Source organism: Streptomyces bluensis (assembly GCF_014650715.1).
GTDB lineage: Bacteria > Actinomycetota > Actinomycetes > Streptomycetales > Streptomycetaceae > Streptomyces > Streptomyces bluensis.
In genome coordinates this window covers 1,016,744-1,042,210 of record NZ_BMVM01000002.1, presented here as the reverse complement: position 1 = coordinate 1,042,210, position 25,467 = coordinate 1,016,744, and the positions used below count along the sequence as shown (strand labels likewise).

General features: G+C 72.4%; 20 protein-coding genes. 8 read left to right on the top strand and 12 right to left on the bottom strand.

All coding sequences use genetic code 11. The annotated features are described in order from the left end of the window. Positions 1–314: 314 nt before the first annotated feature. The 7 genes from IE262_RS09720 to IE262_RS09690 all read right to left on the bottom strand — a co-directional run bounded on the left by IE262_RS09720 (position 315) and on the right by IE262_RS09690 (position 10,199). On the bottom strand, positions 315–1,796 hold the full coding sequence (locus tag IE262_RS09720) for a PP2C family protein-serine/threonine phosphatase (RefSeq protein ID WP_373305003.1): 1,482 nt from the start codon (positions 1,794–1,796) through the stop codon (positions 315–317). A gap of 3 nt (positions 1,797–1,799) precedes the next feature. Continuing rightward, the gene (locus tag IE262_RS09715) at positions 1,800–4,358 is read right to left on the bottom strand and encodes a serine/threonine-protein kinase (RefSeq protein WP_189872741.1); all 2,559 of its coding nucleotides are present in this window, start codon (positions 4,356–4,358) and stop codon (positions 1,800–1,802) included. A 19-nt stretch (positions 4,359–4,377) separates the two neighbouring features. After that, positions 4,378–5,715, bottom strand: coding sequence for a hypothetical protein (locus tag IE262_RS09710; RefSeq protein ID WP_134041750.1), 1,338 nt, complete (start codon positions 5,713–5,715; stop codon positions 4,378–4,380). Positions 5,716–5,934: 219 nt separating this feature from the next. Continuing rightward, positions 5,935–6,963, bottom strand: coding sequence for a glutamate ABC transporter substrate-binding protein (locus tag IE262_RS09705; protein WP_229877175.1), 1,029 nt, complete (start codon positions 6,961–6,963; stop codon positions 5,935–5,937). Between the two features lie 29 nt (positions 6,964–6,992). Continuing rightward, complete coding sequence (locus tag IE262_RS09700) at positions 6,993–8,432, bottom strand: GlnX family signal transduction membrane protein (RefSeq protein ID WP_189872737.1); 1,440 nt, start codon at positions 8,430–8,432, stop codon at positions 6,993–6,995. A gap of 260 nt (positions 8,433–8,692) precedes the next feature. Then, entirely contained in the window at positions 8,693–9,382 is a 690-nt protein-coding gene (locus tag IE262_RS09695; protein ID WP_189872735.1) for a scabin-related ADP-ribosyltransferase, read from the bottom strand. Between the two features lie 280 nt (positions 9,383–9,662). Then, on the bottom strand, positions 9,663–10,199 hold the full coding sequence (locus IE262_RS09690) for an HNH endonuclease (protein ID WP_030237121.1): 537 nt from the start codon (positions 10,197–10,199) through the stop codon (positions 9,663–9,665). Positions 10,200–10,584: 385 nt separating this feature from the next. Between IE262_RS09690 and IE262_RS09685 the strand changes: the two genes are divergently transcribed. After that, positions 10,585–11,649: a mechanosensitive ion channel family protein gene (locus tag IE262_RS09685; RefSeq protein ID WP_229877174.1), complete on the top strand. Its 1,065-nt coding sequence runs from the start codon at positions 10,585–10,587 to the stop codon at positions 11,647–11,649. 222 nt (positions 11,650–11,871) lie between these two features. Here IE262_RS09685 and IE262_RS09680 read toward each other — a convergent pair whose 3' ends face one another. Genes IE262_RS09680 through IE262_RS09670 form a run of 3 tightly spaced genes read right to left on the bottom strand, consistent with a single transcriptional unit; the run spans position 11,872 to position 14,461 of the window. Beyond that, positions 11,872–13,227, bottom strand: coding sequence for an FtsX-like permease family protein (locus IE262_RS09680; protein WP_189872929.1), 1,356 nt, complete (start codon positions 13,225–13,227; stop codon positions 11,872–11,874). 5 nt (positions 13,228–13,232) lie between these two features. After that, a complete protein-coding gene (locus tag IE262_RS09675; RefSeq protein WP_134041740.1) occupies positions 13,233–13,931 on the bottom strand; it encodes an ABC transporter ATP-binding protein in 699 nt (232 codons plus the stop codon). Beyond that, positions 13,928–14,461 carry a PadR family transcriptional regulator gene (locus IE262_RS09670; protein WP_134041738.1) on the bottom strand — a complete coding sequence of 178 codons (534 nt, stop codon included), beginning with the start codon at positions 14,459–14,461 and terminating at the stop codon, positions 13,928–13,930. Before IE262_RS09670 ends, IE262_RS09675 begins: the two co-directional genes overlap by 4 nt. A gap of 231 nt (positions 14,462–14,692) precedes the next feature. Here IE262_RS09670 and IE262_RS09665 point away from each other — a divergent pair, with 231 nt between their 5' ends. The 4 genes from IE262_RS09665 (at position 14,693) to IE262_RS09650 (ending at position 19,187) form a co-directional block, all read left to right on the top strand. Further along, the gene (locus IE262_RS09665) at positions 14,693–14,938 is read left to right on the top strand and encodes a hypothetical protein (RefSeq protein ID WP_134041736.1); all 246 of its coding nucleotides are present in this window, start codon (positions 14,693–14,695) and stop codon (positions 14,936–14,938) included. A 174-nt stretch (positions 14,939–15,112) separates the two neighbouring features. Beyond that, entirely contained in the window at positions 15,113–17,167 is a 2,055-nt protein-coding gene (gene malQ, locus IE262_RS09660; RefSeq protein ID WP_229877173.1) for a 4-alpha-glucanotransferase, read from the top strand. A gap of 78 nt (positions 17,168–17,245) precedes the next feature. Next, positions 17,246–17,527, top strand: a complete 282-nt coding sequence (locus tag IE262_RS09655; protein WP_134041732.1) for a hypothetical protein — start codon at positions 17,246–17,248, stop codon at positions 17,525–17,527. 157 nt (positions 17,528–17,684) lie between these two features. After that, positions 17,685–19,187: an FAD-dependent monooxygenase gene (locus IE262_RS09650; protein WP_229877172.1), complete on the top strand. Its 1,503-nt coding sequence runs from the start codon at positions 17,685–17,687 to the stop codon at positions 19,185–19,187. 55 nt (positions 19,188–19,242) lie between these two features. Here IE262_RS09650 and pepN read toward each other — a convergent pair whose 3' ends face one another. Continuing rightward, positions 19,243–21,831 (bottom strand): aminopeptidase N, encoded by a 2,589-nt coding sequence (gene pepN, locus IE262_RS09645; protein WP_189872728.1) that lies wholly within the window; start codon positions 21,829–21,831, stop codon positions 19,243–19,245. Positions 21,832–21,944: 113 nt separating this feature from the next. Here pepN and IE262_RS09640 point away from each other — a divergent pair, with 113 nt between their 5' ends. Further along, the gene (locus IE262_RS09640) at positions 21,945–22,436 is read left to right on the top strand and encodes a DUF1203 domain-containing protein (protein WP_189872726.1); all 492 of its coding nucleotides are present in this window, start codon (positions 21,945–21,947) and stop codon (positions 22,434–22,436) included. 81 nt (positions 22,437–22,517) lie between these two features. On the opposite strand, the gene IE262_RS09635 is transcribed toward IE262_RS09640, so the two are convergent. Further along, on the bottom strand, positions 22,518–23,549 hold the full coding sequence (locus IE262_RS09635; RefSeq protein WP_189872724.1) for an aspartate-semialdehyde dehydrogenase: 1,032 nt from the start codon (positions 23,547–23,549) through the stop codon (positions 22,518–22,520). A gap of 393 nt (positions 23,550–23,942) precedes the next feature. On the opposite strand from IE262_RS09635, the gene IE262_RS09630 reads away from it, so the two are divergent. Next, positions 23,943–24,524 (top strand): RNA polymerase sigma factor, encoded by a 582-nt coding sequence (locus IE262_RS09630; RefSeq protein WP_373305002.1) that lies wholly within the window; start codon positions 23,943–23,945, stop codon positions 24,522–24,524. Between the two features lies 1 nt (position 24,525). Beyond that, a complete protein-coding gene (locus IE262_RS09625) occupies positions 24,526–25,467 on the top strand; it encodes a hypothetical protein (RefSeq protein ID WP_229877171.1) in 942 nt (313 codons plus the stop codon).

Sequence of the window (25,467 nt, the reverse complement as noted above, 5' to 3'; positions counted from 1 at the left end):
CCCCTGCGTGCCGCCGATCGGCGGGCCGTTCCGTCCAGCGAGCCGGCCGTCCAGCGAGCCGGCCGTCCCTTGAGCCGGCCGTCCAGCGAGCCGGCCGTCCCTTGAGCCGGCCGTCCAGCGAGCCGGCCGTCCCTTGAGCCGGCCGTCCAGCGAGCCGGCCGTCCCTTGAGCCGGCCGTCCATCGAGTCGGACGCCCGTCGAGCCGACCGCCCGACCGTTGCGTCCAGCGAGCCGGCCGGCCCCGTCTGCCGGTTGCTCGTATCCGTTCCACCGGCCGTTCCCACACGGCCATGACGGCGCCGTCGCGAGCGCCCTCAGGCCGATCCTGCCCCGTGGGGCGGGGCCGGGAACGGGAGGACGGCCACTGTTACGTTGTCGTGGCCCCCGCCGTCGAGGGCGTGGCCGACCAGAACCTGGGCGGCGTGCAGCGGGCGTTGCGCGGCGTCGAGGGGTACGACCTCGGCCATCTCCTCGGCCGTCTCCGCGTAGTTCCACAGCCCGTCGGTGCACACCACCACCACACCCGGCCGGTCCGGTTTGAAGGCAGCGGTGTGCGGCTCCAGTTCGTACGCGTCGGCGCCGAGCCAGCCCGTGATGGCGTGGGCGCGATGGTCGGCGTACGCCTCGGCCTCGTTCATCAGTCCCGCGGCCACCATCTGCGCGGCCCACGAGTCGTCCTCGGTCAGCCGGGCCGGGGGTGAGCTGCGGTCCGTGGGGACCCAGTAGGCGCGGCTGTCGCCGACCCAGCCGACGATCAGCAGGGTGGAGGTGACGACGACGCCGACCAGCGTGCACGCGGGCGCGTTCTGGTGGGGGGCGTGCTCCTGGGCCGTCCGGGGTTCCTCGGCCAGGGAGTTGACGGCGTTCGAGGCGGCCACGATCGCGTCGTGCATGGCCTGCTGCGGGTGTGTGCCGCGCGGCAGGGTCTCCAGCAGCGCCTCGCCCGCGGCGCGGGACGCGGCGAGCGAGGCGTCGTCGGGACGGGTCGCGGACGACACGCCGTCGCAGACGATCGCGACGACCGCGGGCGAACCGTCGGGCAGGGCGGTGGAGGACACCGTGAACGCGTCCTCGTTGCGGTGGTGGCGCAGCCCCCGGTCGCTGACCGCGGCCACCGCGCCCAACTCCTTCTCCATGTGGTCGCGTTCGCGGGGCTGGGCATGGCCGCAGTTCTCGCAGTAGCCGTCCCGGTCGACCTGCCCCGCGCGGCACGCCACGCAGGTCTTGGTGCCCGCGGGCGGTGTCGAGAGGTCCGCGGTACGGGGGTCGACGGGCTGGGGCGCGGCCAGGTGGTAGTCGCCCGCGTCGGAGGCAGACGAGGCAGAGACAGGCGAGGCAGACGAGGCCGAAGAAGGCGACTCGGCGGACGAGGCCGACTCGGCAGGCCGGTCGAACCGTACGCCCCGCGCCGGACGCTCGGCCCCACCCGGCGACGGCGCCTCGCCGTGCGGCGCGCCCCCGCTCACCTGCGACTCTCGGGTGGGCGGCTCGGCTCCGCCCGACTGTGGCCCTTCGGCGTGCGCTTCGGAACCGCCCGAGTCCGCCCCCCGGAGGTCGCCGGGCAGGTGCACCGGTGCCGGAGTGCCGGAGGCGCCGGTCTCGGGGGCTACCGGCCACACCGGCGCCGCCGCGGGCGGCGGGGGAGGCGCCGTCCCGTTCATGGTGATCGTCGGGGTGTCCTTCGGCGGCGGGGGGACCACCGACAGGTCGTACCCGCACGCACCGCAGAAACGGTCACCCGATTCGAGGGGCCACTCACAGCTCGGGCAGGCGGCCAGTTGGGGCATCTGCGACATCAACTACACCCACGTCCGGGGGCGGTAACGGTTGGCACGTTCCACCAGGTCGATCCTTTCCTTGCCGCCCTGCGCGAGCCGGGCCAGCGTGCGGTACGAGCGCTCCAGACCGAAGCGGAGGCCGCGCTCGTCGAGCGCGCTGCCGAGCAGCACACGTCCGCCGCCCTCGGGTGGCGCCGAACCCTGGCTACCGGAGAGTACCCAGTCCAGCGCACAGCCGAGGACCTCTGTGGACAACTGCTCACGGCGCACGGCGTCCAGACCGTACCCGCCGAGGGCCTCGACCTGACCCGCGGCGGCGGTGAGGTCGTCGAGGAACGGCGATCCGGCGCTGTCGTTCGTACGCTGACGCAGGCGCGCCCGTACGGCGGCGACGCGAGCCGCCGTGTAGTGGATCGACGCCCCCGGTACGGACTCCAGCGTCCGCACGGCACCGCTCCGGTCGCCCGCCGCGAGCTGCACCCGGGCGAGTCCGAACGCACCGCTCACATAGCTGCGGTCGGTCGACCACACCAGGCGGTGGTACTCGGCCGCGTTGTCCAGCTGTCCGAGGACCTCGGCGCACAGGCCGAGGGCCAGCTTCGGCGCGGGCTCGCCGGGGAACGCGTCGTAGACGGCGTCGAACGCCAGCGCGGCACTCTCGTGGTCGCCGGTCGCGAGCGCCGCCACGCCCCGGTACCAGATCACCCGCCAGTCGTCCGGATGGTCCCGTTCCAGGGCGTCCAGCGTGCCGAGGGCACTGGTGAACTCGCCCATCTCCAGCCGGGCGCGCAGCTCCCGCAGCCGTAGCTCCAGCGAGCCGGTGGGCGCCGCGTGCAGCGCGGTGATCAGCTCCGCGGGCGCCGAGGCGATGAGTCCGGCGAGGAACCCGGCGTTGGGATCAGCGGGGTCGACCCGGGGGACGGGCAGCGCGAGCGCGGCGGCGGCCGTGTCGAGAGGCTTGACCACGGGGTTCGCGGCGCCCCCGGACGGCAGCGGCAAGGGATGCGACCCTTGCGGCTGCGCCCCGGGCTTTGCGCGTACGGGAGCGACCCGCGCCCCCAGCCGTGACACGTCCCCGTCCAGTGCGGCGAACAACTCCGTGTCCGTGACCCTGAGCTCGGGCCCGAACAACGTGGACAGCGCCGGCCGGGGCCGCCCCGTCTGCAGGGACACGACCTCGCGCAGCACGCCCGTGAGCTGCTCGGCCATCTCCTGCGCGGAGGCGAACCGGCGGGCCGGGTCGGGGTCGGTGGCGCGCACCAGGAACCGGTAGTACGACTCGTACTGCCGGAAGACCTCGATGTGGTCCGGGTCGGGCAGGGAGTCCACGAACACGTTCGTGTAGCCCTGGAAGTCGAAGGTGAGGACGGCCAGCGTGCGCGCGACCGTGTAGAGGTCGGAGGCCACCGAGGGACCGACGTCCGCGACCTCCGGCGCCTGGTAGCCGACCGTGCCATAGATGGCGGACTCCTCGTCGTCCATCCTGCGCACCGCGCCCATGTCGATCAGCTTGAGCTGGTCCTCGGTCTGGATCGCGTTGTCGACCTTGAAGTCGCAGTACAGCAGGTTGCGGCTGTGCAGATGACCGAGGGCCTCCAGCGCCTCGATGCCGTACGCGCACGCCTGCTCGACCGGCAGCGGGTCGCGTTTCCCGGCGGGCGTGCGGCGCTCGTTGGCGATCTCCTTGAGGGATTTGCCGCCGACGTACTCCATCACGATGTACCCGTCCAGCGAGCCGGTGCGCTGGTCGAGGTGCTCGACGAAGTTGTAGATGCGGACGATGTTGGCGTGCTCGATCTCCGCGAGGAAGCGGCGCTCGGAGATCGCGGCGGCCATCGCGTCCTGGTCACCGGTGTCCAGCAGGCCCTTCAGCACGACCCAGCGGTCCGACACGGCACGGTCCACGGCCAGGTATATCCAGCCGAGACCGCCGTGCGCGAGGCAGCCCGCGACCTCGTACTGGCCGTGCACCACGTCACCGCCCCGCAGCTTCGGGACGAACGAGTAGGGGTGGCCGCACTTGGTGCAGAAACCCTCCACGCGCCCCGGCCGTTCGCCGCGCGCCCGCCCCACCGGCGCCCCGCAGTCGGAGCGCGAGCAGAACCGCTTCCGCTCGGGCACCTCGGGGTTCTCCAGGACCATGGCCCGCGGGTCGGGCCGCGGCACCTGCGGCACCTGCACCAGACCGGCGCCCAGACGGGCCCGCCCGGAGGAACCGGTGGCCGAACCGGAGCTGCGCACCGACACCGAGCGGCCCGTCGGCTTCCCCGACAGGGAGCGCGAGAGCCGGCCGGAGACCGAGCGCCGGGACTGGGAGGACCGCGCGGACGTCCGGGAGCCGGCACGGGAGCCGGCGCTGGAGCCGCGGCTCGACCCGCTGGACCCGCCCGACCCCCTGGAACCGCCGGAACCGCGGGCCCCCTTGCCGCCGACGGTGACCCCCGTGGCCGGCGAACTGATCATGCCGCCCGCCGCGACCACCGGCGCCAGACCACAGGTGTCGCAGTACAGTTCGCCGCCGCCCACGTCCTCGTACGCGCCCGAGCAGTCGGGCCGCTGGCACGCCTGCCGCTCACTCATCCCGTATCACCTCTGTCGCTCACGCGCCCGGCCCCTCCGGTCCGGTGGCCCGACCGGCCCCGCCCTGCCCTGGCACGACCGTGCCCAGCAGCTCCGCGACGGCCCGCTGGTAGCGGAGCACCGCCTGTTCGGCGACCCGCAGGTCGCAGGGCGCGCTCCACAGCATGCGGCGGGCCGCGTCGTACCGCTCGATGAGGAAGGGGTCCTCCGCGAGGCCGTGCCGGGCGACCTTCGCCTTGTACGCGTCGAGGCGGCCGCGCAGTTCGGCGCGGACCGCCAGGGGAGCGGTCACCGCGGTCAACGACTCCCGGGCCCGCAGCAGTTCGTCCTCCGCCTTCCGCTCCAGGGACTCCAGGAGCGGGGAGAGGCGGTGCCACTGGGCGTGCCTGCGGTACTCGGCGGCCAGGGCGAGCTGCTCCTGCAGCACGGTCGGCGGGCCGCTGACCACGGGCACCTCCGTCGCGGCGATCTTCGCGAGCACCTCACCGCGCGCGCTGCGTGCCTCGGCGAGCGTACGGTCCGCACGGCTGAGCACGTCGCGGAGCCTCACCAACCGCGCCTCCGCGTCCTGACGGACTGTCAGTACGGCGTCGATCTCACGCCGTACGTCCTCCAGGGCGCGGGCCTCACGGTCGTACGTCGAGGTGTCCGGACGGCCTCCCCCGGGCGCCGAGCTCCTGCCCTGCGCGGGCACCCAGTACGCCAGCGGGTCGGACACCACCTGCTCGCGCAGCGAGGCCAGGGTGTGGGTGATCCGCTCCAGGTCGTCGCCCGCCGGGTGCTCTCCGGGGCGTACGCCGACGGAGTGCGCCAGCTGGCGGGTGCGCTGCAACTCGGCGGCCAGTAAGTCGATCCGGGCGGGCAGCGCCGACCAGACCGCGTCGGCGGCGACCACCATGTCCAGCGAGGTCGCGTACAGCTCGTTCATCCGCTCCACGAGCTCGGCCAGCGTGAACTGCTCGCTCAGCCTGCCCCCGCCGACCCGTGCCGGTACGTTGGCCGTCGCCGTGGCGCTGCCCGGGACCGTGACACTCTGGCCGCGCAGCAGCTCGGTCAGCGCCACCAGGTCCTCACGGCTCGACCAGTGGCGCCGCGAGCGGATCTCACGGGCGGAGCGCAGCGCGCCTGCGTACGCGTCGAAGTACGCCCACAGCAGCGTGATCGACGCCTCCGCGGCCGTCCAGCGTTCCCTGGTGAGGCCCGTGAGCTCGGCGCCTTCGAGGAGTCTGCGGCCCGCGTGGTCCTGCAGGGCGAGGAGCGAGGTCTCGATCGCCTCGTGCTCCGCGCCGAGCCGCGCCAGCGCACGGTCCACCTCGTCCCGGTCCATCACCGGCCCGGTGGATCCCGCGACGCCCATCGATCACCTCTCGCTCTTGTCGTGCCCCGCGCCCACGGCGGTCGGGCAACTCTCCAGTCGTACCAGGTCGGTTGTTGCGCTCAGCGTTCTGGTCTTTTCGAAACTCACTGTTCGTGGCCGGTCAGTTCGTGCTCGTTCTGCTCTTACTGGCGCTCTGCTCCTACCGGCGCCCTGCTCCTACCGGCGCTGTTCCTGCCGGTCTTTCGCGCCGGGTGCCGGTCACCTGTAGTCGGGTGTCGGCGGGCGCGACTTCGCCGCGTCGTCCCCGAGGGTGGGGGCGAGCCACTTGTCGTACGACTGCTGCCAGCCGCTGTCGCGGTAGTCCTCAAGGACCTGGTTGACCCGGCGCACCAGATCCTCCGCGTCCTTCCTCATCGCCACGCCGTAGTACTCGGTAGTGAAGGGGCTGCCCTTGAGCTCGACCGTTGGATCCTGGGCGGCCTGGCTCGCGGCGAGCGCGCCGTCCGTGACGACGGCGGTGACCTCGCCGAGTTGGAGCCGCACCAGGCAGTCGAGCTGGTTGGGGACGGTGGTGGATATGTCGGCGGAGGCGGGCAGGTCCCCCTTCTCCTGGTCTTCCCTCAGCGTTTCGAGCGCGGTGGAGCCGGTCGCCGTGCAGATCTTGTTCCTCGCCAGCGAGTCGTAGCCGTCGATCGGCGAGGACCTGGGGGCGAGGACCTGCTGGCCGGTCGTGAAATAGGGCGCGGAGAACGCGACGTCCTTCAGGCGCGTGCAGCTGATCGTCATGGTGCGGACCACCATGTCCACCTGCCCACTCTGGATCGCCGGAATGCGCTGGTTCGTGGGAACGGCCTTGAAGCGGATGTTGTCCTTCACGTCGCCGCCGACGATCTCGTCCGCGATGCGGTGCGCGAGGTCGATGTCGAAGCCCTCCAGGTCGGCGCTGTCGCTCTCGCTGTTCGGATCGCGATAGCCCCAGCGGTAGCTGTTCTGGTCGACGCCGACGGTGAGGTAGCCCTTCTCCTTGATGGCCGCGATCGTCCTGCCGCTCTCGTCGGAGGACGGCTTGAGGCTCTGCTTCCAGGCGTCGGCGTCCTCGCAGTCGTCCGCGTTGGCGTACGTGACCCGGGTGGGACCCTGACCGCCGGTGGCCGCGCTGCCCTGGACGAGGGGCGCCTCACGCAGTGGCAGCAGCGTGAAGACCGCGGTGAGGGCGCAGGCGACCCCCATCGCGCCCACGCCGCCCCAGCCCTTCAGGCCGGCCCTCAGGCGTCGTGCCGCACTCATCACCGCGCCCCCTTCCGCCACCGGCCTCATCACCGGTACTCCGACAGCCTGCGTCCGATGCCGAGCACGGCGCCCGACGCGCCCAGCACGGCGAGGACGGCGGCGCCCACGGGGAGCCCGGTCATCGCGTTCCTGCCGTCCCGGGCCGCCAGCTTGAACTGGGTCTGCTCGTGTCCGAGTGCCTCCTCCAGGTTCCGCACGACGCTGTCGAAGCACTCACCCGTCGGCTTGTCGTCCGCGGAGCCGATGACTTTGCTCAGGGCGGCCTGGTAGTCGCCGCCGGTGTCGTACTCGCGGGCCTTCTTGTGGCGCTCCAGCCACTCCCTCGTGTTGCTGATGGCCGCTTTCACGGGCTGCCGGCCCGCCTGGTCGTCGGCCATGTGCCCGGCGATCCCCAGGCTCGACGAGAGGTCGCTCATATCGCCCCTGAAGTCGCTGTCGAACTTGTCGGCGCCGGTGCTGGTGGTCTCCGAACCCCGGCTGACCAGCGTCAGGTTCTCGTTGCCGCGTGCCTTCAGGGAGGCGATCCGGGCGTCGTTCAGCACGTTCACCGAGACCACGCCGTTGTCGTACGAGTCGAGGAGTGCCGAGCGGGCGACGGTGTGGCCGACGACGAGCCACAGCAGGACGGCCGTGGTGGCGGCGGAGGCGGTGACCAGGCCGTGGTTCAGCACCCGGTTCGTGCGGTGGTAGGTGCGGCGCTGGGCCCACGCGAGGGCGCCGAGAGCGAGGACGCCGAGGCTGATCGCGGCCCAGGGGTAGGCGACCGCGCTGTCGTAGTCGTCGCTCAGGCGCCCGTTCTCGTTCTTGTAGAGGCGCTCGGCTCTGGGGAGCATCTCCTCCTGCATCTTCTCGTTCGCGTACCGCAGGTAGGCGCCGCCCAGCGGGTAGCCCTGCCGGTTGTTCGCGCGGGCCCGCTCGACGAGGCCCTTGTACTCGGGCAGCAGCTTGTTGAGCTGGGCGATGGTCCGGGCGGAGGAGGAGCCCGGATCGGAGGCGGTCGCGGCGTCCGCCAGACCGTCGGCGGCCGCTCTGATGTCCTTCTCGTACCGGGTGCGGGACTCGGGGGTCTCCTGGCCGCCGGCCAGGAAACCGCTGGAGGCCGCCGTGTTGGCGTCGGCCAGGGCGCGGTAGACGTCGGCCGCGGCGGCGCTCAGGGGCTGGCTGCTGTGGAGCACGTCGTCGGCGGCGGCCGAGCGGTCCGACATCTCCCACGCGGCGACGGCACCGAAGGCGACGACCAGGAGCGCGAGGGCCGCCCCGATGATCCGCAGCCGGCCCGGCTCGGTCGCCGCGGCCGCGCGCAGTTCGTCGACGCCCTCCATGAACGCCGTACGGCGCGGTGGGCCGACGTCCGGCGCGCCGGACGCCGCGGGCGGAGCCGACCGCGTGGCCTGCGCCGGCACGGCCGGGGCCGCGGCCGCCGCCTGGGCCGGTGGTGCCGCGCTCCCCTTCGACGTGTCCGTCACGTGACCTCCCCCATGGTCATCCGCCGGTCACTTCCGCCCGGTGAACCACACCGTGAACGGAGGTGCCCGGCCGCAAGTATCGCCGCCGGGACTGACATCCGAACAGATCCTGACTGGATCTTGTTCGGATTGCGGTCCCGCCGTTGACTGCCCGCACCGCGAGAGGCTTCCCACACCACCCCCCGCTCATGAATACGCCCTCGGCTTCGGTTCGGTTCCCGCCGAGTTCACCCACTTTCGGGGGACGTTGGCCGAGGGTCTCAGTTGGGGTTGAAGTGGGTGTTCGTCCGGCAGCCGAGGAGCCGGTAGATGTTGGGTTCCCCCGGGGGCGGCTGGATCCACTGGTACTGGCAGGCACCCTCGATGAACCTGCCCTGGATGCCGCCGGGGAAGTCGATCTCCCTGTTCCACAGGAAGGTCGACTGGATGCCGGTCTGCCGCGCGGTGGCGTTGATGTCGATGCCGCCGGGGGCCTGGATCGCGTACACCCAGCCGATGTGGTTCGGATTACCGGCGCCCGACGTGGCGAAGCCCTGCGCCACCCACCGCTCGCAACTGGTGCTGACGTGCGCGGTGTTCTGCCCGCCGCCCCCGGTGATCCACACCGGCAGCGGGTTGAGATCGGAACCCTTCGGGGTGAAGCCGCTCCGGAAGATCGGCTCCGGGTCGGGGCGGGTGTCCCCCCGCCACAGCGTGTTGTCGTCGTGACGCCAGTACCAGGCCTCGCGCACCGCGGCCATGTCCACCTGCCGCTGGATGCCGAGATCCGTCGTGGTCTGTGCCCAGTTCCTCTTCTTGTACCCACCGGTCGGGCCGCAGGGCGCGGTGCTGCGGATCTGCTCCGGGGTTCCCGGGTACGGGTCCGCCGAGGCGTCGGCGGGTGACGTGAACGCCAGCGAGGCGGCGATCAGTGTGGCAGCGGAAATGATCCGCAGTGCGGTTTTCAGCATGGTCGGGACAGCCCATCACTCGGCTCGCAGGACGCATGGTCCATAGCCGGAAACACGGGCGGATCCGACAGGCGCACGCGGCAGTCACCCGCAGGCACCACCAGATCCACTCGCCCGGTGGAGCCCCGTCCCCCTGACCGGCGCAGGTACACGGAACCCAGCGGTCCGGCCTACGCGCACACCGAGGGGCCCCGGAGCGCGTGCGTCTCCAGGGCCCGGTGGGGCGCCCGGCGGCCGACAGGACTCAGCGGCGCGCCGGGTCATGCAAAAGCCCGGATCATCAGGCGGAAATGCCGTCGATCCGGGCCAACGCGTCGTCCGCGCCGTACGGCTGCAAGTAGGGCAGCCAGCGCGGGTCCCTATGGCCGGTCCCGATGATGCGCCAGGCCAGGCCGGTGGGTGGGGCGGGTTTGTGGCGGAGCCGCCAGCCGATCTCGACGAGATGACGGTCGGCCTTGACGTGGTTGCAGCGACGGCAGGACGCCACCACGTTGTCCCACACGTGCTTGCCCCCGCGACTGCGCGGGATGACGTGGTCGACGCTGGTTGCGACGCCACCGCAGTACATGCACCGGCCCCCGTCCCGGGCGAACAGCGCCCGCCGGGTCAGTGGGACGGGCCCCCGGTAAGGGACCCGAACGAACCTCTTGAGCCGGACCACGCTGGGTGCGGGGACTGTGACGGTCGCGCTGTGCAGATAGGCGCCGGACTCCTCAAGGCAGACGGCCTTGTTCTCAAGGACGAGGACGAGCGCGCGGCGGAGCGGTACGACGCCGAGTGGCTCGTACGACGCGTTGAGGACCAGGACATGCGGCACGGATGCCTCCTTGTGCGTCGGCGGCGCGTGGCTCGCGCCGGGACGTTCGGTAGCCAGTGTCCCCTCATGCCTGGTGAAAGCGCCACCATGTCCCGGTAACGGGCTGGGAGTGTTTTCGACCACACACTGATCCATCCCCCGGATCACGGCCGGTCCACCCCGCCTGTTCCTGCCTGGAGCGAGCCCCGTGGTGAGAGTTGTCTCTCCCTCGAACATCACGACGATCCACACACGATGCCCCGATAGTGTGGTGGTTCTGCCCGACAGTCCCACGTCTGTCCACGGCCCGGTCGCGGCTCGTTCATGTTCATGACGAGTCTGCGGCGGTCCTTGGCCGTGTCCCCCCTGTCTGTCGGCAGACCCGCTACACCTGGAGGTACCTGCCGTGTCCTTGTCCGTCCTGCTGTCGGCCGCCGACCCCGGTGGGGCACCGACGGCCCCTACGCTCCAGGACGCCCAGGAGAGCGCGACCAACGCCGCGAGCTGGGTCGAGGAGAACTGGTCCACCTGGCTCGCCATCGGTCTGCGGGTGCTGCTGATCCTGGTGATCGCGGCCGTCCTCAGAGTGGCGATCCGCCGGGCCATCACCAAGCTCATAGACCGCATGAACCGTACGGCCTCGGCGGTCGACGGCACGGCCCTCGGCGGGCTGCTCGTCAACGTGGAGCGGCGGCGCCAGCGCTCCCAGGCCATCGGCTCGGTGCTGCGCTCGGTCGCCTCGTTCCTGATCATGGGCACCGCCGCGCTGATGGTCCTCGCCACGTTCGAGATCAACCTGGCGCCGCTGCTGGCGTCCGCCGGTGTCGCGGGCGTGGCCATCGGTTTCGGCGCCCGCAACCTGGTCACGGACTTCCTCTCCGGAGTCTTCATGATCCTTGAGGACCAGTACGGCGTCGGGGACACCGTCGACGCGGGCGTCGCCTCGGGCGAGGTGATCGAGGTGGGACTGCGCGTGACCAAGCTGCGCGGCGACAACGGCGAGATCTGGTACGTCCGCAACGGCGAGGTCAAGCGCATCGGCAACCTCTCCCAGGGGTGGGCCACGGCCGGCGTCGACGTCACCGTCCGCCCCGACGAGGACCTGGAGAAGGTCCGCCGCACCCTGCTGGCCGTCGGCGAGGAGATGAGCAAGGACGAGCCCTGGAACGAGCGGCTGTGGGGCCCCATCGAGGTCCTGGGCCTCGACAGCGTCCAGCTCGACTCGATGGTGGTCCGCGTCTCCGCGAAGACGATGCCCGGTAAGGCCCTCTCCGTGGAGCGGGAGCTGCGCTGGCGGATCAAGCTGGCCTTCGACGCGGCCGACATCCCCATCGTGGGCGGCATCCCGGCCCAACTGGAGGCCGAGCAGGAGACGGACCCCACGGCGGGCATCGCACCCCCGTCGGCGTACTCCTCCTCGTCGTCGCCCCAGTCCGAGCGGGCGGCTCCCATCGCGCCACCGGTGAAGTAGGTCCGGCCGACGAAGCAGGCGGTGCGTCGTACGGCGAAGCAAGCAGTGCGTCGTACTACGAAGCAAGCAGTGCGCCGTACGACGAAGGGGCGGCGCCCGAAGCATTCCGGGCGCCGCCCCTTCTCGTGCGCACCTCCACGCACCCCCAGCAGTGCGCCCCCGTACCCTCGCGGCGCCCGGAAGGTCCCCCGTGCCTCCCGGGCGCCGCTTTCGGCACAGGGCCTAGGCGTACCGCAGCTCCGCCGGGCGCAGGGTGCGGCGCAGGAGCGGCAGCGAGGTGGCCGCCGCCAGCATGCTGAGGACGTACACCGCCACCGGGACCAGGAGCGCCTCGTACGGCACGCTCCAGTCGGCGCCCCCGACGACGACCCCGTACCAGACGCCGATCGTCATGCCGCCGACGCCCGCCAGCAGCACGGCAGGGGCCAGCGGCAGCGCGGTCTCCAGCAGCAGCGCCCTGCTCAGCACTGTGCGCGGCACGCCCGCGGCGGCCTGTGCGGCCAGGCCCCGGCGGCGGGTGGCCAGGGACTCGGCTGCGCCGACCGCGAGGCCGGAGAGGGTGATCGCGAGCGCGACGAGGACAGCGGCGCCGGCGAGGTCGATGCCGGTGGTGTAGTAGGTCATGTCCGCGGCCGGCATCCTGGGCTCGCGTTCGTTCAGATCCCTGAGAAGCGCGTGCCGGACGCCCATGAAGCCGGTGCCGACCACGGTCACCAGGAGCACCGCCGCATGGGTGCGCGCCGCCGCCCACGGGTCCTCGCGCAGCCGTTCCGCGGCGATCAGCACGTCCGGGCGCCCGGTGCGGGCGGTCAGCAGCCTGGCGCTCAGCCGGGAGGCGGCGCCGGTCAGCCACACCGCGCCCACGCAGGTCAGTACCACCACGACGAACACGGTCACCGAGGCAGTGGCATACCCGCCGAACGGGTCCCGCGTCATGAGCAGCCCCGCCAGCAGCAGGACCAGCGCCGCCACGAGGAACCAGGCGCCCGGACCCCGCCGGGCGGCCGGCCGCACCCGCCGCACCCAGCCGAGCGGAGACGCCACCACCCGGCGCAGCGCCAGAGCGCTCACCAGTGCGCCCAGCACCGGGACAGCGACCGCCACCAGCGCGATCCCGGCCCAGACGAACCCGGGCGGGTCCTCTGTCAGGTCCCGCAGGAACAGCACGAACAGCACCGTGGCGACCGCCGAGCCCACCAGGCACGCCAGCCCCGACTCCAGCGCGGCGATCCGCCGTACCTGCCCGGCCGTCGCCCCCGCGAGCCGCAGCCCCGCGAGGCGCCGGTCGCGGTGCACGGCACCGATCCGGGCGCACTGGCTGAGGAAGCCCAGCACCGGCACCAGCAGGAGCGTCAGCCCCAGCATCACACCGGAGCGCGTGCCCGGCTCGTCCAGCAGTCCGGCGGCGAGCGGAACGCGGTACCGCCCCGATGTCGAGGCCAGGACCGTGGCGCCGAGCCCGAAGCCCGTCGCCAGTCCGGCCCCCACCGCCGTCAGCGCCACCCGCGACCACTCCCGCCGGTCGGACCCGCGGGTGAGCAGCCAGGCTGTGCGCAGATCGGATGTCGCGAAGGTCATGGGACTCACGCCGCCACCCCCAGCGGGACCACGGCACCGTCGCGCAGCTGCACCTCGCGGTCCGCGTACGCCGCCACCTGCGCGTCGTGCGTGATCAGCAGCACCGCCGTACGGGCCTCCCGGGCCGTGTGGACCAGTGCCGACATGACCTGCTCGCCGGAGAGCGAGTCCAGCGCCCCCGTCGGCTCGTCCGCGAAGACGACCTTCGGGCCGGTCACCAGCGCCCGCGCCAGCGACACCCGCTGTGCCTGCCCGCCGCTCATCTCACCGGGCCGCAGCTCCTTCTGCCCGAGCACGCCGAACCGTTCCAGCCACTCGCCCGCCCGCCTGTGCGCCTCCCCCCGTGAGGCGCCCGCCAGCAGCAGCGGCAGCGCGACGTTGTCCAGGGCCGTCAGCTCGGGGATCAGCTGCCCGAACTGGAACACCACCCCGAAGTCCGTACGGCGCAACTCGCTGAGCCGTTTCTCGGGGAGTCGGTCCAGGCGCGTGCCGCCGTAGACCACGGACCCCTCGTCGGGCCGGACGATGCCCGCCAGGCAGTGCAGCAGCGTGGACTTGCCGCTGCCGCTCGCGCCCGTGACGGCGAGGATCTCGCCCGCGTGCAGCTCGACCGAGGCGCCGCGCAGCGCCGGGGTCCTCCCGTGGGTCTTGGTCAGTCCACGGGCTGCCAGGAGGGGCGCCGACTTCTCGCTGTGGGTGCTCATGAGGCATCGACCTCCGCGGTCAGAGTCGTGAGCCGGGCCGCGGTGGTGTTCATCCACCGCAGGTCGGCGTCGAGGTGGTTGAGGGCGTAGTCCGCCGAGAGCACCGTCGCGAGATCGGTGTTCGGGGCGGTCTTCACCGAGGTGAGCTCGCGCATGCGCGCCATGTGCGCGGCGCGCTGCTCCCGGAGGTAGGCGGCCGGGTCGCCGCCGGAGAGGATCGAGACGACGACCTTGGCGAAGATCTCGTTCGTCACGAACGGTGCGGGCGGGGCGATCTCGGCGGCCCACCCGGCGAGTTCGCGCGCGCCGTCGTCCGTCGAGCGGTACATCGTCCGCTCCGGGCCGCCGTCGGAGTCGGTCCCCTCGACCTCGGCCAGTCCGTCGCGGACCAGCCGCTGCAGGGTCGTGTAGACCTGCCCGTAGGCCAGTGGCCGGGCTTGTGGGAAGCGTTCGTCGTGCCGTCGCTTGAGGTCGTAGCCATGGCTCGGCCCTCCGGCGAGCAGCCCCAACAGAATGTGGCGGGTGCTCATGCCGATCATTATGCACTCGGTATATGTACTGAGTGAATAGAGCTGGGTCCGCCGGCCCCATAGGGCGGGCCGATGTGCCAGAATTTGACCAGGTCCGCACGCTCTGTGACGGGGCTCAAACGGAGCGCGTGTGACCGACGCCACGTTGTCCGACCGGATACGTCTGCGGAGACGCCCACTGGGTAGGGCCCCCGTAACCCGTTACTGCCGTACGACGACAAGGAGGCCACCGTGGCCGCACATCTTCTGTTCCCGGCCCCTTCCAAACCCAGGGCGGAGCAGTCCGCCGACATCGAGCACCTGTGCGTGTTCAGCGCGGAGGGCGCCTGCGCCGAGCCGCCCCTCACCAGCGAGCCCCCGCTGCCGGACGCCGAGCCCCTCACCAGTGAACCGCCCCTCGCCGACACCGCCCCCCTGACCAGCGAACCCACACCCACCGGCGCCGCCTACTCGGGCCTCGATCCCCTGGGGGTCTAGATGGCACCACCGGCCGACCCAGCGGCGGAGCCCGGCCCCGCCGAGGACCCCGGCTCCTCCGAGAGACCGGAGAGACCGGAGAGACGGGAAAGGCGGCAGAGACCGGAGAGTCCGGAGAGTCCGGGAAGCTCCGAACACTCCGAGGGCGGCACCCCCCTGGCCCGGCTCGCCGCGTTGCACGGGGTCGCCACCTCCTACCGCCCGTCCCCGGACCGCACCGTCACGGCCTCGGACACCGCGATCGCCGCGGCCCTCGCGGCACTGGACATCGACGCGAGCACCCCTCAGGCCGTGCGCGCGGCCCTCGCCGCACGGGAACAGGAGCTGCGGGAGCGCCTGTTACCGCCGACCGTGGTGTGCTGGGGCGGACAGACCCCCGGCGCACTGGCCGGACTCCCCGAAGGCACCCGCCTGCGCATCGAGACCGAGCAGGGCGAACTCCGCTCCACCGCCGAGCAGTTGCCGCACGGCGTGCACGCCCTGCGCGCCACCGCACCCGACGGCCGCACCGCCGACGCCCACCTCGTCGTGGCCCCGCCCCGGCTGCCCGCCCCGCCCGGACGCACCTACGGACTCCTGGTCCAGCTCTACTCCCTGCTCTCCCGCCGCAGTTGGGGCATGGGCGACCTCGGCGACCTGGCCGAGCTGACCGCCTGGGCCGGACGCGCGCTCGGCGCCGGATTCGTGCAGGTCAACCCCCTCCACGCGGCCGTCCCCGGCCACCCGACCGACCCCTCCCCGTACCGCCCCTCCTCACGCCGCTACCCCGACCCCGTGCACCTGCGGGTCGAGGACATCCCCGAGTTCCCGTACGCCTCGTGCGCCGAAGCCCACGACCGGGTCCGCGCTCTGCTGGACCGGGGCGCCCGGCTGCGCGCATCCGTGCTCGACAAGGGCGAGTTGATCGACCGCGACGCCGTGTGGGAGGCCAAGCGGGACGCGCTGGAGCTGGTGCGCGCCGTACCGCTCGGGCCCGGCCGCAGGGCCGCGTACTGCGACTTCCTCGCCGAGGAGGGCGAGGAGCTGGAGGACCACGCCACCTGGTGCGCGCTCGCGGAGGTGTACGGCTCCGACTGGCACCGGTGGCCCGCCGGTCTGCGCGACCCCCGCTCGCCCGCGACCGCCCGCGCCCGCGCCGAGCTGATGGACCGCGTCGACTTCCACAGCCGCCTGGCCTGGCTCACGGACGCCCAGCTCGCCGCCGCGCAACGCTCCGCACTCGACGCCGGGATGCCGATCGGGCTCGTGCACGACCTGGCGGTCGGCGTCCACCCCGGCGGCGCCGACGCATGGGCGCAGCAGGAGTACGTCGCCGCCGGCATGTCGGTCGGCGCGCCCCCGGACGCCTTCAACGCCCGCGGCCAGGACTGGGGCCTGCCGCCCTGGCGCCCCGACCGTCTCGCCGCCTCCGGCTATGCCCCGTACCGCCGTCTCCTGCGGGCCCTGCTCCGCCACGCGGGCGCCCTGCGCATCGACCACGTCATGGGGCTCTTCCGGCTGTGGTGGGTGCCGCTGGGGCAGGCGCCGACGGAGGGAACGTACGTCCGCTACGACGCCGAGGCGATGCTCGCGATCCTGGTGCTGGAGGCATCCCGGGCCGGGGCGCTGGTGATCGGCGAGGACCTCGGGACGGTCGAGCCGGGCGTGCGCGAGACGCTGCACGAGCGTGGCGTGCTGGGCACTTCGGTGCTGTGGTTCGAACGCGACTGGGACGGCACCGGACTGCCGCTGCCGCCCGAGCGCTGGCGCGCGGACTGCCTGGCCACCGCCACCACCCATGACCTGCCGCCCACCGCCTCCCGGCTGACCGGCGACCACGTCCGGCTCCGTGACCGCCTCGGCCTGCTGACCCGCCCCCTGGACGAGGAACGCGCCGAGGCCGCCGCCGACACGAGCGAGTGGCTGGCCCTGCTGTCCCGGCTGGGCCTGCTCCGGGGCGCGAGCGGCGGTATCTCGCCCCCCTCGGAGGAGGCCGAGATCCAGGCCGTCCACCGTTTCCTGTTGCGCACCCCCGCCCGCATGATCGGCCTCTGGCTGCCGGACGCGGTCGGCGACCGCCGTCCGCAGAACCTCCCCGGCACCTGGGACCAGTACCCGAACTGGCGCCTTCCCGTCGCCGACGCGGACGGCCGCCCGGTGACCCTGGAGGACCTGGCCTCCTCGCCCCGGCTGCACGCGCTGGTGGACGTGCTGCGGCGGCGCGGGAACCAGGACCGCGGGGGACCCTGAGCCCGCCGAGCCCGGGGCGCCCGCTCCGTACGGCACCCCGGGCGCACGGCCCTTTCAGCCGTTCGCTACGTTTGCACCGTGGACAAGAAGAACGCCCTGCGCGTCGGCGCCCTGGCCGCCGGTACGACGCTGATGATGCTGCTCATGTCGTCCCCCGCGCTCGCGCTGACGCGCGACGACGGTGACGACCCGGGTCCCGGCCTTTCGGTGGTCGAGACGCTGGGCCTGTTCGTCGTGGCGCCGATCGCGCTGTTCCTGCTGATCGCGGGCCTGACCTGGGTTCTCGACCGGTCCACGGACCGCGAGCCGAAGACCAAGGCGAAGGCCAAGGTCACGGCGAAGGCCGACGCCAAGGCCTGACGGCCGGCCGCCAGTCGTCCACAGCCGCAGCTTTCCGCCCTCCACCGAGGGCAGCACGAGGGCACCCACCGCACGTGTGCGTGGTGGGTGCCCTCGGCGTGTTCCGCGTTTGCCCACGCACGCCGGCCGACAGATGCTGACCCGGAAGGGGGTCACCATGACCGGCACCGCAGACCCGACGCGCACCACCAGCACCCCAAGCCCCACCACCGGGCTCCGCGACGTCATCGTCGTCGGCGCCGGCCCCACCGGTCTGCTGCTGGCCGGCGACCTTGCCGCCGCGGGCGTCCCGGTCACGCTCGTCGAGAAGCGCCCGCACCGCATCAGCAACCTGTCCCGCGCCTTCGCCGTGCACGCCCGCACCCTGGAGCAGCTCGACGCGCGCGGCCTCGCCGACGAACTGGAGGCCAGGGGTCAAACGCTCGACCGGATCCGGCTCTTCGGGCGGCTCACCGTACGCCTGGACACGCTGCCGTCACGGTTCAACCACGTGCTCGTGATCCCGCAGTACGAGGTGGAGAAGGTGCTGGAGCGACGGGCGGTCGAGGCCGGGGCGCGGTTCCGGTACGAGACCGAGGTCACCGACATCCGGCAGAGCGGTGACACGGTGACCGTCGAGGTCCGCGGCCCGCGCGGCGAGGGCGAGCCGGAGGAGCTCACCGCCGCCTACGTCGTCGGAGCCGACGGGCACCGTAGCACCGTACGCGAGGCGATCGGCCTGCCGTTCCCCGGCAGGTCGGTCATCCGGTCCGTCGTCCTCGCGGACGTACGGCTCGACGAGGAACCCGGGACGCTGCTCACCGGCGGCGCCGTCGGTGACGCGTTCGCCTTCCTGGCGCCCTTCGGCGACGGCTACCACCGCGTCGTCGGCTGGCTCCGCGGCCGCGACGTCCCCGACAGCGAGCCGCTCGAACTCGACGAGGTCAGGGAGATCACCCGGCTCGCCCTCGGCCGCGACTACGGCATGCGCGACGCCCGCTGGATGTCCCGCTTCCACAGCGACGAGCGCCAGGCACCCGCCTACCGGGTCGGCCGGGTCTTCCTCGCCGGGGACGCCGCGCACGTCCACAGCCCGGCCGGGGGGCAGGGCATGAACACCGGACTCCAGGACGCCGCGAACCTCGGCTGGAAGCTCGCCGCGGTCCTCGGCGGCCACGCGGACCCCGCCCTGCTGGACACCTACCAGGCCGAACGGCACCCGGTCGGCAGGTCCGTACTCCGCAGCAGCGGCGGCATCGTCCGGCTCGCCATGGCCAAGTACCCCTGGACGCTGGCGTTCCGGTCGGCGCTCACCACGTTCCTGGACCGTGTCGGCCCCGTCCGCACCCGTGTGATCGGCCAGGTCACGGGCATCGGATACACGTACGGCGCTCCCCGTGGCGCCCACCGGCTCGTCGGCACCCGCGTCCCGGACGTCGCCCTCAGGAGCGGGCGCCTGCACGAGGCCCTGCGCGGCGGCCGGTTCGTCCTCATCGCCCCCGGCTCCTCCCGCCTGCACACCGCCGGTGACCGCACGGACCGCCTCACCGTGGAGCAGTGGGCGAGCGACCGCCGTACGACCGTGCTGGTACGGCCCGACGGATATGTGGCCTGGGCCGCCGATGACGCGGACGGCCCGGCTGTCGAAGCCGCCCTGACCGCCGCCGTCGGCGCCCCGTGAGCCGGCTCACGGGGCGCCGACGGCATCGTCCGAGGGACTGCTCCTCCACCTGTACCTACGCGTGCGCCGCCGCCGCGTCCGCCGCCTGGGCCTTCAGGGCGCGCTCGACGCCCGAACGGGACTCCGAGACGAGCCGGCGCAGCGCCGCGTTCGGCTCGGCGTCGGTCAGCCAGGAGTCCGTGCGGTCCAGCGTGGCCTGCGACACCTGGAGGGACGGGTACAGACCGACGGCGATCTGCTGGGCCATCTCGTGCGAGCGCGACTCCCAGATGTCCTTGACGACCTCGAAGTACTTCTCCGCGTACGGAGCGAGCAGCTCGCGCTGGTCGGTCTGGACGAAGCCCGCGATGACCGCCTCCTGCACGGCGTTCGGGAGCTTGTCGGACTCGACGACCGAGGCCCAGGCCTCCGCCTTGGCCTCCTCCGACGGACGTGCGGCCCGCGCCGAGGCCGCGTGGCGCTCGCCCGCGGCGGTCTTGTCGCGCTCGTACTCGCCCGCGATCTCCGTCTCGTCGAAGCGCCCCACCGCCGCGAGCCGGTGCACGAACGCCCAGCGCAGCTCGGTGTCGACGGCCAGCCCCTCGATCGTCTGCGTGCCCTCCAGCAGCGCGTCCAGCAGGTCCAGCTGCTCCGGCGTGCGGGCGGTCGCCGCGAAGGCGCGGGCCCAGGCCAGCTGGTGGTCGCTGCCCGGTTCGGCCGCGCGCAGATGGGCCAGCGTGGCGTCCGTCCAGCGGGTCAGCAGCGCCTCGCGGGCCGTCGGGTCGGCGTACAGGTCGATCGCCAGCTTCACCTGGCGGTGCAGCGACTGCACGACACCGATGTCCGACTCCTTGGCGATGCCGGACAGGACGAGCGACAGGTAGTCGCGGGTCGCGAGCTCCGCGTCGCGGGTCATGTCCCAGGCGGAGGCCCAGCACAGGGCGCGCGGCAGGGACGCCGCGAAGTCACCGAGGTGCTCGGTCACGAAGGCGAGGGACTGCTCGTCGAGGCGCACCTTGGCGTACGACAGGTCGTCGTCGTTGAGCAGGACCACGGCCGGGCGGTGCTTGCCCACCAGCTGCGGTACGGCGGTCAGCTCGCCGTCGACGTCCAGCTCGACGCGGTCGTCCCGCACCAGCTTGCCGGTCTCGTCGAGTTCGTACAGGCCGACGGCGATGCGGTGCGGGCGCAGGGTCGGCTCGCCCTTGGCGCCCGGGGGCAGGGCCGGGGCCTCCTGCCGGATGGCGAAGGAGGTGATGACGCCCTGCTCGTCGGTCTCGATCTCCGGCCGCAGCACATTGATCCCGGCCGTCTCCAGCCATTTCTTCGACCACGTCGTCAGATCCCGCCCGGAGGTCTCCTCCAGGGCGCCCAGCAAATCGCTGAGTCGCGTGTTGCCGTACGCGTGCGCCTTGAAGTACGCCTGCACGCCCCGGAAGAACTCGTCCATGCCGACATAGGCGACGAGCTGCTTCAGCACGGACGCGCCCTTGGCGTAGGTGATCCCGTCGAAGTTGACCAGGACATCGTCCAGGTCGCGGATCTCGGCCATGATCGGGTGGGTGGACGGCAGCTGGTCCTGCCGGTACGCCCACGTCTTCATCTGGTTGGCGAAGGTGGTCCAGGAGTGCGGCCACCGGCTCTCCGGCGCGTACGCCAGGCAGGCGATCGACGTGTACGTGGCGAACGACTCGTTCAGCCACAGGTCGTTCCACCACTCCATCGTCACGAGGTCGCCGAACCACATGTGGGCCAGCTCGTGCAGGATGGTCTCGGCGCGCACCTCGTACGCCGCGTCCGTCACCTTCGACCGGAAGACGTACTGGTCACGAATGGTGACCGCACCCGCGTTCTCCATCGCGCCCGCGTTGAACTCCGGCACGAAGAGCTGGTCGTACTTCTTGAACGGGTACGCGTAGTCGAACTTCTCCTGGAACCAGTCGAAGCCCTGCCGGGTCACCTCGAAGATGGCGTCCGAGTCGAGGAACTCGGCGAGCGAGGGCCGGCAGTAGATGCCGAGCGGCACACTCTGCCCGTCCTTCTCGTACACGCTGTGCACCGAGTGGTACGGGCCCACGATGAGCGCCGTGATGTACGTGGAGATACGGGGCGTCGGCTCGAAGACCCAGACGTCGTCCTTGGGTTCGGGCGTCGGCGAGTTGGAGATCACCGTCCAGCCGGAGGGTGCCTTCACGGTGAACTGGAAGGTGGCCTTCAGGTCCGGCTGCTCGAAGGAGGCGAACACGCGGCGGGCATCCGGCACCTCGAACTGCGTGTAGAGATAGGCCTGGTTGTCGACGGGGTCGACGAACCGGTGGAGCCCCTCGCCGGTGTTGGTGTACGCGCAGTCGGCCACGACCCGCAGGATGTTCCGCCCCTGAAGCAGCCCCGGCAGGGCGATCCGGGAGTCCTTGAACACCTCGGCGGGGTCAAGGGCGTCCCCGTTCAGGGTCACCTCGTGGACGGTCGGCGCCACCAGATCGATAAAGGACTCCGCGCCGTTCTCGGCCCCGTTCTCCGCGACGTCGAAGCGCACCGTGGTCACGGACCGGTAGGTGCCGCCCTCCTGCGCGCCGGAGAGGTCGAGATCGATCTCGTACGAGTCAACGGTGAGCAGCTTCGCCCGCGCTTGCGCCTCTTCGCGGGTCAGGTTTGTGCCAGGCACGCGGTCATCTCCTCGGTGTGTGCGGTCCCGGCCATCCTTCCACGGGAGCCACGGGGAACGCGATGTCCGTTTCCTGCCGGTGAACAGGGCGTACGGGAGCGAGCCTGGCCTTCATGACGACATACGTTTCACGCCCCATCACCCATGAGGTCCTGAAGCAGTTGCGCTCCGCCGACGACGCGGGGCGCCGGATGGTTCCCGTGCTCGACGAGGAGGGCGGCGCTCCTCTCCGCTGCTGCCTGCGCCACAGCGAGCGCGGGGAGCGCATCGCCCTCGTCTCGTACGCTCCGTTGCGGCGCTGGGCGGCCGAGACGGGGGCGGACCCCGGCGCGTACGACGAACAGGGACCGGTCTTCATCCATGCGGAGGAGTGCGGGGGCCCCGCCGGGCAGGGCCATCCGTTCACGGGGGCACACCGTACGGTCCGCCGGTACTCCGCGGACGGTCACATCCTGGGAGGCCGGCTCGTGGACGTGGCGAGCACCACGGGCGCCACCGCGTTCGACCAGGCCTTCGAGGAGGCGTTCGCCGATCCTGAGGTGGCGCTGGTGCATGTCAGGGCGGTGGAGTACGGGTGCTTTCTGTATGAGGTGCGCAGGAGGTAGGTGGGGGCGGGTGAGTGAGGGATTTCGCCCCCACCGGGGGCCGGGCGGGCCCCTCCACCCGGCCCCCGCCGCCCTACGGCGTCAGCCCTTCAGTTCCGCCGCCACCAGCTCCGCGATCTGGACGGCGTTCAGCGCGGCACCCTTGCGCAGGTTGTCGTTGGAGACGAACAGCGCCAGGCCGTTCTCCACCGTCTCGTCGACGCGGATGCGGCCCACGTACGAGGGGTCCTTGCCCGCCGCCTGGAGCGGGGTCGGGATGTCGGAGAGGGCCACGCCGGGCGCACCCGCGAGCAGCTCCGTCGCACGCTCGACCGTGATCGGGCGGGCGAAACGGGCGTTGACCTGGAGGGAGTGGCCGGAGAAGACCGGGACGCGCACACAGGTGCCGGAGACCTTGAGGCCGGGGATCTCCAGGATCTTGCGGGACTCGTTGCGGAGCTTCTGCTCCTCGTCGGTCTCGTTCAGGCCGTCGTCCACGATCGAGCCGGCCAGCGGGACCACGTTGAAGGCGATGGGGCGCTGGTAGACCTGCGGCTCGGGGAAGTCGAGCGCCTCCCCGTCATGCGTCAGCTTGTCCGCGTCGGCGATCACCTTCTGGGCCTGCCCGTGCAGCTCCGCGACGCCCGCGAGACCGGAACCCGACACTGCCTGGTACGTGGCGACGACCAGCGCCTCCAGACCGGCCTCCTCGTGCAGCGGCTTCAACACCGGCATCGCGGCCATCGTCGTGCAGTTCGGGTTGGCGATGATGCCCTTGGGGCGGTCCGCGATCGCGTGCGGGTTCACCTCGGACACCACCAGGGGTACGTCCGGGTCCCTGCGCCAGGCGGAGGAGTTGTCGATCACGACCGCGCCCTGGGAGGCGACCTTCTCGGCCAGCGCCTTCGAGGTCGCGCCGCCCGCGGAGAACAGGACGATGTCGAGGCCCGTGTAGTCGGCCGTCGCCGCGTCCTCCACGGTCACACCGTCCAGCACCGTCCCGGCCGAACGGGCCGAGGCGAACAGACGCAGCTCGTCGACCGGGCTGTGTTCATTCAGCGGGGCCCGCTCGACGAGGATCCTGCGCATGACCGTGCCGACCTGACCGGTGGCTCCGACGATTCCGACCCTCACGGCGACTCCTTCTCTGCGTGCGTCTCGCGTGCGTATCACGTGGCCTGGAGCTTCCATCATGCGGTGGTCCCCGGCCCGCGTGTCCAATTCTTTGCGTGCGCGGCCCGAAGCGTGGGACGCACGGGGAAGGCGCAGGTCGGGGCGGGGACATCCCGGCCGACGGAGGCTCGTCGGCATCCGGCCTCCCGCACCGCAGATTTCCGCCTGCCACCCGCCGCGCACGGGAAGCCGTACGGGCTCCGCCTCCCGGGTCCCGCCTGCCCCCATCCCTCCGCGCCAAGCGTGCCCTCCGTCACACACGTACACCGCCGCCACGAAAAGGGAGCTCACCCGGCCGAACGTTTCCCCCGCCCCCGGCGTCCTAGAGGAAACGCGGCGAGGGGAGGGGTGGCTGTGCTGCGCAGAAAGACCCGGCGGGCCGAGGGGGTGGACAACCCCCTGGACGTGGCCCGGGGGGCGGACGACCCCCTGGGCATGACCCAGGGCGTCGACGATCCCCTGGACGCGGCCCAGGAGCGCCGGGTGCGGGCGGTGCTCGCGCTCGGCGGGGTACCGCAGTCGGACCTGCCGGACGGGGTGCAGCAGGTACGGCTGCGGCTCCTGGAACGGGCCGCGAGCGGCCGCGAGGCCCCCCGCGACGTGTCCGCGTGGGCGGCGGTCGTCGCCTCCAACCTGGCCATGGACTGGCACCGGGCCAAACGCCGCCAGGAGCGCATCGGCGAGCGCCTGGCCTCGCTCCGGCAGCTGGAGCACCCCTCCGGTGAGGACTCCAGCGTGCTCTCGCTCGCCGTCGCCCGAGGTCTGGACGCGCTGCCCGACGCCCTGCGCCAGGTCGTCGTGCTGCGCTTCTACGCCGACCTGCCGGTACGCGGGATCGCCGAGGAGCTCGGCATTCCCGAGGGCACGGTCAAGAGCAGGCTCCACTCGGCGGTCCGCGCCCTGCGCGCCCGCCTGCACGAGGACGAGGTGGTGTGACGTGGCCGCCAGGAACGAAGACCGGAACCAGGACCGGCACGACGCCCCGTACGACGCGCGTGACGCGTACGACGGCATGGACGCGCTGATGGCCGCGATCACCGACGAACCGCTGCCCGAAGGGGCCCTGGACGACGCCGCGTTCGCGGCGGAGCACGGGGCCGCCCTGGCCGACGTGGCGCTGCTGCGCGAACAGTTGGGGCTGATCGGCCACGCGCTGGCGGGGGACCCTCTCACCGCGCCCGGGACGGAGGCGGAAGCCGTGGACCCGGCGGGGCGACCCATGGCCGCGCGGCCCGCACCCGGCACCCAGGGCACGTCGCGGCCCGCACAGGAAACCGGACCCGAGACGGAACCCACGTCGGCGTCCACCCCGCCGGTGAAGCCCCGCGCGGCTTCCGCCCGCTCGGCGCGCCCCGCCCGTACCCGTCCGCGAAGGCGCCGTCCCGCGGCGCTCGCGCTCGCCTTCGGGACCCTCGCCGCCGCCGTGACCGCCTCCGCGGTCGTCGGACTGGGATGGCTGATCTCGCAGGGCGGTGCCGGGGTCAGCGCCGGCAGCGACAGCGCGAGCAGTTCGGAGAAGCACGCCAGCAAGGCGGAGGACGCGGCCGGGACGCAGGACGGCCTGGCGTACGTGGCCTGCGCCCGCCTCATCGTGGAGGGCACCGTCGCGGGCCTCGAACCGGCCCCCGGTACCGGCCTGTCCCGGGTCACGCTGGACGTCGAGCGTTACTACAAGCCGGACAAGGGTGACGACGAGGTCGTGTTCCCCGTGGAGGATGCGGAGGCCTCCCGCCTGCGCGAGGGCGAGCCCGTCCTGATCGGCGTCCACCGCGACGAGGCGACGCCCGACCTGCTGGTCACCGGCGAGAAGAGGATCGCCCAGGAACGTTCCCGGATCGAGAGGGCGGTGCCCGGGGCCGAGTCCATGCAGTGCGAGTGA